The 3,199-nt window shown below is 63.1% G+C and carries 3 protein-coding genes; all 3 read left to right on the top strand.

Features of this window, described 5'->3' with window-relative positions:
* Positions 1-222 precede the first annotated feature (222 nt).
* The 3 genes from ACTQVX_RS08760 to ACTQVX_RS08770 all read left to right on the top strand — a co-directional run bounded on the left by ACTQVX_RS08760 (position 223) and on the right by ACTQVX_RS08770 (position 2,764).
* A complete protein-coding gene (locus tag ACTQVX_RS08760) occupies positions 223-1,584 on the top strand; it encodes a plasmid recombination protein (RefSeq protein ID WP_441560921.1) in 1,362 nt (453 codons plus the stop codon).
* Positions 1,572-1,892 (top strand): hypothetical protein, encoded by a 321-nt coding sequence (locus ACTQVX_RS08765; protein WP_441560923.1) that lies wholly within the window; start codon positions 1,572-1,574, stop codon positions 1,890-1,892. The genes ACTQVX_RS08760 and ACTQVX_RS08765 overlap by 13 nt, the downstream gene beginning before the upstream one ends.
* Before the next feature lie 245 nt (positions 1,893-2,137).
* A complete protein-coding gene (locus ACTQVX_RS08770; RefSeq protein WP_441560925.1) occupies positions 2,138-2,764 on the top strand; it encodes a replication protein in 627 nt (208 codons plus the stop codon).
* Positions 2,765-3,199 lie beyond the last annotated feature (435 nt).

Below are 3,199 nucleotides of genomic sequence, written 5' to 3' on the forward strand. Positions count from 1 at the left end.
TGGGGGCGCGCCCCCAGACGGTCGGCTCGGCCGACCGTTGGGCCAAGCGGAGCGCGGAACGAGGTGAGGGGCGGTCCCCGAACGGAGTGGAGGAAGGGGGTCGAGGGGCGGCGCCCCCGCGGGTCCAGGGCGGCGCCCTGGCACGTCCTTAGCGAAGCTAAGGGCTAACGTGCTAGACTTTAAGTCGGCTAAAGTCTGTTCGAACCTGAAAGGGCTAGACATATGGCACACGTCGCCAAGTACAAGGCAACCTCGGTCGGCCACATGCTGGCGCACTACCGCCGGGATCAAAGTAGCCTGGAGCGCGAGAACATCGACAGGGGTCGGGTCGACCTTAACTACGATGTCAAAATCGGGTCGGACGGTCGGGCGCGCCTCGCGCGGGTCGGGACCGCCCGACCCGCATGGTCCACGGTCGAGAAGCGCCGCGAGGATGTCGACCGTGCCGCCAAGGCCGAGGGGCGGAGGGCCACGCGGAAGGACGCGGTGTTGATGGCCGATCTTGTCGTGACCCTTCCCGAGAACGTGCGCGCCGGAGACGAGGGTGCCTTTTTCAGGTACACGTACGAGTGGCTCGCCAACAGGGTCGGGAGCGAGAACCTTATGGGCGGGTTTGTTCACAAGGACGAGATCCGTACGGACGGTTCGCCTGTACGCGCCCACATGCACGCGCCATTTACGCCGATTCTGGATGGGCGTTTCAACTTCAAAAAAATGTGCCCGAGGACGTTCTATCAGAGCTTGCATAAGGACTTGGGAGACTATCTCGAGCGGCAGTTGGGGTACCGTCCCGAAGTCGAGTTGAACGAGGAGACGCGGGCGCAGAGGGTGTATACCGACAAGTCTGTTGATATCGACAAGGTACGCGGGGCTGTCGACAGGGCCGTGGTCGAGCCGGCGAGGCAGGAGGCCGAGAAGGCGATGGCCAAGGCACGTGCCGCCGGGGCCGAGGAGGCCAGGACCCGTGTCAAATTGGGTGCCCTGACGGCAGAGGTGAACAAAAAGCGGGACCTAGCTGCTGATTTGGACGGACGGATTTCAGAAAAAACGGCCGAGATTCACGTTTTGAACGGCGAGAAGTCCCAGATTTTGGAAAAACTCAAAGCCGAACAAGCCCGATTGGAGGGGGTTCAACGCAACTCAGCTGAGGCTCGAGGACGAGTTGCGGAGCTTGAGATCGCTGTCGAGCGCGAGCGCGTCAGAGCTGCAGAGCTTGGGCGTGAGGTCGAGGGAGCTAGAGCGCGAGTTGGACAGCTGGAGCGGGCTGTTGAGAGAGTTCGGTCGGCGGTTCGGAGCGTCCTCGAAACGCTGAGGACGGTGCCAGCCGCCCTTGCCGTGGCCCTGGGGCACCGTGCCCCGTCGGCGGCGGCGTTCAGGGCCGCCAGGGCCGCCGAGGCGGTCGGTGTGGCGGATACCGGTGCCAGGGCGGTACCGGAGACGCAGGAGCGCCCACAGCGCTCCCAGGGGCATTCTGAGGTCCAGGGCGGGAAGGCCCCAACAACCAAGGCGATAAAGGCGCGGCTCGCGGCGCTTGAAACCGCGAAAAACGATGAGAAGGGACGTGTCAGAAAATGGCATCGCTAGAGCTGTGGAAAAAGGACGGCAGCGTGACAATTCACGAGGTCGCGGACGTTGGTGGAGGACTCTTCTTCCAGGTGGCACCGCCCACAAACAACTACAGGCAGGGCGCGGCAATCTGGTTCGGGAACAGGCAGCTGTCGAACCTCTACGAGGATCTTCCGGTATCGACTGCCGAGGCGTGCTCCTTCGTTGCCGACAAGGAAGGGTGGGCCGCGGTCTACATCAACGGGCGGACCGTGTGGTCAGATGCCGCGGCGAGGGCCGTTGAGATGGCTGTCTCGGATGCTCTTGACTTTGGCGAGCCGCTGTAGCTGCGGAAATACCGGAAAACGTAAACTATAGTTTACGTTTTCCGGCAAAAAAACGCCCGCCCGGCCTAGACCAGGCGGGCGGGTGCGTGCTGTACAATGGGCTGGAGCGTGCGGGGATTAGGGCCCCCGAACGCGGCACATAAACGAGGTCACGTCTCGATCTGCGCCACCCGTGTACGGCACTATCATAGCGCGTGTGGTGGGAAATCACGAGATTGCGACCTCCCGAACTGGGAGGTTTTTTCATGCCGTACGCAGACCCTGAGAAGAAAAAAGAATGGGAACGTAAGAACCGCCAAGGCAAACAGCGCAAGATTTGGTGGGGTTACCTGTACGAGGATTCTGCCCCCGAGAACTTCCTCGAGCTGATGCGCGAAAGCGGTGTGGAGGGGCTTGCCATGCACCACGACCGCGACACGACCGCCGCGGGCGAGGTCAAGGAGCCGCATTGGCACGTTGTCGTGCGCTTCTCGCATGCCGTGGCTGCTAAAGAGGCCAAGGAGGTCCTGACCTCGTTCGGCTGCAAGGAAAAATCGGTTCAATACCGAGACAGCTGGACCGCGGTCGCGCGATACCTGTGCCACCTGGATGACCCGAACAAGGCCCAGTACGATCCCGCCGATGTGGTCGAGTTCGGCGGAGCTGACTATCTCGCCGCGATTAACAGGTCTGCCGACAAGTACCGCATAGTCGCCGAGATGTGCGCGTGGTGCAAGGAGAACAGGGTCTACAGCTTTAACAGGCTGGTCGACTACGCCCGAGACGAGAACCTCGAATGGTTTATGGCCCTATGCGATAACTGCGCGATCTTCATGCGCGAGTACCTCAAGTCGTACCGATACGACATCTTGGAGGGCGCTGCCGAGGAATAGAGCGCGGGGGGATGGGGGCCGCGCAGGCCCCCATCAGAGGGCGCGGAGCGCCCGTGCCGCCCGGCGATAAGCGGGCGGGTCGGCCGAGCAGGGACGGCGAGGAGCAACCAGAGACGGTTGCGTGCTTCGCCCTCCCTGCTTTTTGTTTGGGGTCGTACGGGTCGTACGGGTCTACTCGTACGGGCCGCGGCCCAAACACTTGGAGCAGAGTTGACTTTGGGATGGGATCCAGGGGAGAGTTCCGGCCCGAAGGGTCGGGACACTGCGTCACTCCCCTGGAGTCCCGACCCCCGACCCGGACCCGTTTGGGCATGGAAGGGGGTCTGGGGGCGCGCCCCCAGACGGTCGGCTCGGCCGACCGTTGGGCCAAGCGGAGCGCGGAACGAGGTGAGGGGCGGTCCCCGAACGGAGTGGAGGAAGGGGGTCGAGGGGCGG

This window comes from Collinsella sp. LCP19S3_A6, from assembly GCF_052122015.1.
GTDB lineage: Bacteria > Actinomycetota > Coriobacteriia > Coriobacteriales > Coriobacteriaceae > Collinsella.